The organism is Marinobacter salsuginis (genome assembly GCF_009617755.1).
Classification (GTDB): Bacteria; Pseudomonadota; Gammaproteobacteria; order Pseudomonadales; family Oleiphilaceae; genus Marinobacter; species Marinobacter salsuginis.
Map to the genome: position 1 here is coordinate 1 of NZ_BGZH01000008.1, position 5,796 is coordinate 5,796.

The window sequence follows — 5,796 nt, forward strand, 5'->3', positions numbered from 1 at the left end:
TTCAAGGTTGGAGAACATCTGGAGGACATCCATTGCTTTGAATTTCCGGCCGGTACTGAAGTACTCCAATCACTCAATCTCATGGAAGGATATAACGATGACACAATACTCTGATTGGATGGCCGCTAACGCAGAAGCAATGGGACCATTCACCCTTCGCGACTTCGCCATCCCAGGCAGTCACGATGCAGGATCGCTAGGAGCTAGATGGGGCCTGATTTTCGGAAAAGAAGCCGCTGAAGCTCAGGATCGATCGATCTACCAACAACTTTTAGCGGGCAGCCGCTACCTCGACCTTCGAGTTTGGTGGAGAGATGGCGATTACTATTTTTATCATGGTGATGCGGTCACTAAAACGCGCCTTTTCGATGTTGTCGATGACATTTCTTTATTCGCTCTTCAATACCCCAAAGAGTTCATCATCATTACGATCCGAATCGTCGACGGTGAATCAGAAAAGGCCTATCTCAAATTTCGCCATGCACTTGGCCCAGCCATAGTGCGCACTGGCAGCCTCAAAGGAAGTCGGTGGCCAAGGGCCAAGATTCAAGATATACAGTCTCAGTCCCAGCGGATATTCGTTCAGGGGTGGTTTGGCAACCGCGGCGATACAGACAATCTTTGTCGAAAAGGGATCTACGAAGAGAAAAATACAGACTTTCTGATGATCTTTAACGAGCTTAAAAAGCAAGCGGCAGGGATGCCCAAAGACGGCCTCTGGATTTGGCACATTGCGCCTCCGTATTCCTTCTGGAAAGACGCGCCGCTCGGATTTTCTTTGGAGTCCAACGCGAGAATATTTAATTATCCCTTTTTCAATGAGAAACTTTCGTCGGGAGAGCTACTGAAATATAACCTCAGCATCGTGAATTGCGACTTCATCGGAGAACTCGATTGGGTGGGTGCCTGCTTGCGCCACAACAAACACAGATTGAATCAGCTCACTGGAAAGAAGCCCAATGCACCTGGGCAATTCGCCCTGGAGTAAATCTCGTCGTTTGTCGCTTCTGTTATCCCATGTGACATAAAGGAGCGCCTGATCAGTCGCGCGAGCGTCTGTTGATCAGACTTCGGAGGCCCCGCGATCAGCGGGGATCCTTACCTTCCGGAGGTCAGAGGCCCGCCCTGAAGGGCGCGCCAAAGGCTGCACCTCACTCCGAAAAATCCTGCGTAGCTTGATGATTGGCGGTCAGAGCCGCGTAATTCTCCAGTGTATTGATACGCTCGTTGTACCTCCGCCCCTTCACACCTTTGATCAGGTAAACATTCGGCGATCCTTTAAGAGTTTGAGCGGGCACCGGCAGTCCAAACGCTTCAAGGGTGCTTTCGTTGGTAACCCTCAAAACGCTGATCAGGTCGTGGTTAACCAACAGGTCAATCGCCTGGCGAATGTTTTTACTGCTCAGCCCTGTCCTTTCCATCATTCGATCATAAGAGATCAACGAGACATTGGTGTCTCTCTGGCACACGGACAACAGGAGCAGATAGATCACGAGACCATTCATGGCAGTCTGACCCCGTTTCGGGTACTCAGAAAGCATGATGGGATAGCTGCTCGATACCCTTCGCATCCCGAACAAGTGCCCCTTCGGTAATTTGACGTGCCCTTTCCACTCATCCGCTCTGTCCGGATCAAGCCCCTTTATTCTGTAAACCAGGGGTTTGTAGCCAAGCCTTTCGATGGCATCCGTAGCCTCCAAAAGCTTCAGGCCCTCGCACACCATTGCCCTCGACAGCTTGAGATACAGCTGAATTTCCTCGTAGGTTGTCCGCAGACAGTGCTTGCCCACGTTCCTTTCTTGCTTTTTGTCGTCAGCCATCGCCACCAACGCAATGTAGATCTTCAAAGCCGCGATCACCTGGCCAGCGGTCGGCGTCTTTGAGAGTCCCATCGGAAGTGGTACCCCCAAACTCACAGTAAGTGGGTCTGTGCGAGTAACCTTTGCCAAGGCCCACGGTGAACACCGCTCTTTCCCCAGCCAATATCTTGGGATCGGCGAAAACCGGTCTTCTCTCAAGCTCGTGCTCTGATCGCTCATCTCAAGAACTTCTCCAGATTACGGCCAACGCCACCAAGGCCATAGAAAGAACAGCGAGATTCTCTGTTGGCATAGTGCCGGCGACAGCAATGAAGCTGTCCAACCAGGACGGTGTTTCGGTCATGTTGCAGACTCCATTTGATCTACCATGCAATCAATTTAGATTGTACGGCAGAAGATCTCTAGAATACTGATACAGCTGAATCTGCAACTTTCATAATAAAATCAATATTTAATCTAATTTTACATAGTTCATGAAAAACACTCATTTGATGGTGTATCCTCCACCCTACCCCAATAATGCGAATTACCAACACCTAAAAGGGAATACCAGCCGGTCTTCTGAAAGGAGGATCCCTACCGGCTGGTGCCGCTGATAACATCAGCGACGCCACCAAAACGATCTAGTACAGATCGCTACACCAACCAAAACCACCAGTACAGGTACAGCTGTCAGCCAGATCGGAACACCAGTCGCCGACATTATGAACATTGATGTCAGGCCCGTAGTCACTATCTTTCCGCCCAGGGTGTTGAGCCCTATATCCGTTTCCTTCTTGTTTTCCATTCGATTACCTCGCTCTTTTTCAATATTTCTTAACCTATTTATACCGTTGGACACTGTTCTCGCTTCAGGCTGCAAAAACGTATTCACCGACCACTGCCTGCTCGTAATTTGGTCCAGGTAATCTCTATTTATAAAAAGCTCGCTTTAACCGACATCAGCGGAAACACCCCGTCCTTGCGGCGACCGGCCTTACGATTTTCAGAGCTTTCAATACAACAAGGTTTCGTGGACTGAAAAAGTTGGCGAGTCGCTTTTTGCGCCTCATATCGAGGCTACGGAAATGCAGAAATTGAACGGCTATCTTGCGTGGTGAGGCAGTCCGATTGGAATTTCAAAAATATCGGCGCGGTGGGATCTCTGAGAAGTCAGGATTTAGAGGGGGGGGGGGGTTAGTCCCGCAACGCGGGATCAACGAATAGCTCATCCAGCGAAGCATGGCCGGAAGGATTCGCCTTCTTTTCCCGAAGGGTGGGCTGGACCCATTAAAGGTCCAGCCCTGCGGGCTCGGCAGCGCCCCAGAAATCGGAACCGAAAAGATAGCCGCGCGCGGCTTCGGTGACGGGAATTTCCGGTCGCTGTCGGTTGAAAAAATAGCAGCGCTCAAACGGCATCAAGGTGATTCGTTCATCGAATCCCGCCGGTAGTGCTTCCAAACAATCCACTAGGGCACCATCGGCAAAGGCGAACACGGTGCGGACGCCCTCGGAGATTACTCTCTCCCATGTTTTTTTGGACACGACAAACCGGACATTCTCCAGACCCACGGCCCGTGCGTAGCCAACCACTTTGCCCTTATCGGGGCCTTCCATCGCCTGAATGGAAAAGAAATTCGACTTTAACAGATTGCGATAGACGCGCACTCTCATTCCGACCTGGACGCTTCGCTCCCTATAAGGCACAAACATCACTCCCCTCCCCTATCAGTTTCCGGCCGGAAACTCCGGCCGGATCCTTTCCCTTAGTTGAGCAGCGAACCGAGGCGCATTTCAGTTTCGGCCACTGTCGGCGTGAGGGCCATACCGCACAACCCCATCAGAGTGGCAGCAGTACCTTTGACCCCATCGGATGTTTTCTGCATCCGGCCAGCCACCACACACCGACCTTCCCAAACCGGCGCGGTCCTATCTGGTACCAGGTTTTCCAGCTTTTCCATTGCTTCAAACCTATCCACGCCCTCCGTTTTCCCATACACCAAGTATTTGTTCACCATTTCAGCACCGTATAACCCGAGGGCTTCCAGGAACACGGCATGCCCGACCACGTATTGCTCACGTAGCTCCTGCGCGGAAATCTTCCCTGATAGCATCAGATCCCACATCGGTACATGGGCGCGCGCCTTTTCAAGAAAAAGAATGACGCCTTCTTTCGCGTCTCTCAGGTAGGCTTCGTCGTAATCGACAATGCTCCGCTTGGTAAGGTCGGTCAGATTGGAAATGAATTTCTTGAAGCTCACCAGGTTCCACAGCTTAAAGCTCTTCGGGCCCACACTGCCCGATTCAAATTCAACCCGGCTCCGAAACTCAGGAATCTCTTTGAGCAGATCCAGGACAAACCCATTGAACGGATCCCGCTGGTCATACAGAGCACTCAGCGAGCTACTCGGTTTCTTGGCGTTTGCATTGATGTCGGCGAACATCTGCTGGCTTCGCTTCAATCCCTGATCAAAAAACAAAGTCACACAGACGGTTTCCTCACCCAGGATCGGCATGGATTCCAAGGCCAATTCGATGCCCCGGCGCCGGTGTTGGCCATCGTTGATCAGCATTACGGCGTCCATTGGAATGTGAAGAACCCCCACCCGAGCGCCGGCGCCAGAAACCTGCAAACCTTCGAACGCCATTTCACTGCTCACGCTCGCCGTAATTGCCGGCAGGACGTATTCGTGACGATTCTCAAGGATGTAATCAGCGATATCCCGAGCATGGCGCTCATTGAGATGACGTTGGGCCCGCGCTTCAGGTGGCAAGGTATCCTCATCAAATCGAAACAACTTCACCAGGTACTTAAAAGGAATCTGGGCGGTATAGAACTCATTGCCCGCCTGAATTCCTTTCACGGCTGGGAAGCTGTAAGTGATCTCAGAGCGCTCCGACACATTAGCCTCGATGACATTGATTCGCGCCATACGCTCGGCAAACTCCTGGCGCTGGGCCTCTTCCTCGTCTAGCTTGGCTGCTGCGCGCTCTCCGAACTCAGCCTTGAGCTCATCTACAGTCAGACCAAGATCTTCCAACCAGGAAGCGAAGAAATCCGGCCGCTCAATTGGTGTGCCTCGCTCTTGAAGAATTAGGTCTCGTGCCAGGCTCAAGCCCAAACGTTCGTGCCGCTCCTGCTTTGCCTGGGCCACCAAATTTGGGACCACATCGCCAACAGCGTGCCCATAAGGCGCGTCAATCATGGCAATGCGCTCGGGATAATCAGCCTTTCGCTGTAGGGTTCGCCACCGCTCGTCGGCTGTCTCCTGACTCTTGTGGCGACTAATGATTTTTCCCTCCTCGAAAGTCTCGGAGAAGGACTTAGTGATGGTAACGCGCTCCAAGGCAATAACGTAGAACATGGTAATTTCCTCTGGTTCTGAGAGTTTCCGGGCGGAAACACGGGGGCTTTCGCCCCCTCCTGGTTAGTCGAGAAGACGGTAGATTTTGGAGGCCTCTGGATGGTCACCAACGACTTCCATTAGCTTGTCGTAGGTTTCCAAGAGGTATGCGTCTTCCGGGAATTTGTGCATTCCATAGGAACTGGCATAAATGGTCAGAACCAGGCCAGCGGCATCAGCGCTCATGGTTTCATCCGCATAGTTCAGCGGGCTTACCAAGCGCACCGGCTCGTCGGTACTCAGAGACATATAAAGCGCGTCATTCGAGGTGATATTAAGATCCCAATAGCCACCGTTGTACGCTTCGTTGAAGGTGTTCATGAAGCTGAACACAAACATTTCCAGGTTCACGCAACGATCGCCCCAGTATTGGTGCATTGTTTCTGCGCGTTGGAGGGTCGGAACACGGGTAAAAAACTCAGGGAGAGCTTGTGCAGTAGTCATAGCAAATATCCTAACTCGCCTCGATGACCGCCGGCGTATCGCGGTGGCCAGCACCCCGCTGACTATGTGACTATTATCGGTTTTCCTTCCCTGTCTGTCAATCTCTTTGTATACCTTTCAAAGAATAAAAACCCATATAAATCAGCCCT

General features: G+C 51.7%; 5 protein-coding genes. 1 reads left to right on the plus strand and 4 read right to left on the minus strand.

Translation table 11 applies throughout. The features are described 5' to 3' along the window. Nucleotides 1-97: 97 nt before the first annotated feature. Complete coding sequence (locus GJU83_RS18875; protein WP_153634993.1) at nucleotides 98-988, plus strand: phosphatidylinositol-specific phospholipase C domain-containing protein; 891 nt, start codon at nucleotides 98-100, stop codon at nucleotides 986-988. A 163-nt stretch (nucleotides 989-1,151) separates the two neighbouring features. Here the strand turns inward: GJU83_RS18875 and GJU83_RS18880 are convergent, their stop codons facing one another. From GJU83_RS18880 to GJU83_RS18895, 4 genes are all read right to left on the minus strand, one after another. Then, complete coding sequence (locus GJU83_RS18880; protein WP_153634994.1) at nucleotides 1,152-2,039, minus strand: hypothetical protein; 888 nt, start codon at nucleotides 2,037-2,039, stop codon at nucleotides 1,152-1,154. 1,050 nt (nucleotides 2,040-3,089) lie between these two features. Beyond that, entirely contained in the window at nucleotides 3,090-3,512 is a 423-nt protein-coding gene (locus GJU83_RS18885) for a L5-gp82 domain-containing phage-derived protein (RefSeq protein ID WP_153634995.1), read from the minus strand. A gap of 53 nt (nucleotides 3,513-3,565) precedes the next feature. Continuing rightward, nucleotides 3,566-5,164, minus strand: coding sequence for a DNA sulfur modification protein DndB (locus GJU83_RS18890; RefSeq protein ID WP_153634996.1), 1,599 nt, complete (start codon nucleotides 5,162-5,164; stop codon nucleotides 3,566-3,568). 63 nt (nucleotides 5,165-5,227) lie between these two features. Next, a complete protein-coding gene (locus GJU83_RS18895; protein WP_091643496.1) occupies nucleotides 5,228-5,647 on the minus strand; it encodes an antirestriction protein in 420 nt (139 codons plus the stop codon). Nucleotides 5,648-5,796: the final 149 nt, after the last annotated feature.

Excerpts from the sequence above, each read along its gene's own strand:
- GJU83_RS18875 (WP_153634993.1), top strand. The coding sequence starts at position 98 with ATGACACAATACTCTGATTGGATGGCCGCTAACGCAGAAGCAATGGGA.
- GJU83_RS18880 (WP_153634994.1), bottom strand. The coding sequence starts at position 2,039 with ATGAGCGATCAGAGCACGAGCTTGAGAGAAGACCGGTTTTCGCCGATC.
- GJU83_RS18885 (WP_153634995.1), bottom strand. The coding sequence starts at position 3,512 with ATGTTTGTGCCTTATAGGGAGCGAAGCGTCCAGGTCGGAATGAGAGTG.
- GJU83_RS18890 (WP_153634996.1), bottom strand. The coding sequence starts at position 5,164 with ATGTTCTACGTTATTGCCTTGGAGCGCGTTACCATCACTAAGTCCTTC.
- GJU83_RS18895 (WP_091643496.1), bottom strand. The coding sequence starts at position 5,647 with ATGACTACTGCACAAGCTCTCCCTGAGTTTTTTACCCGTGTTCCGACC.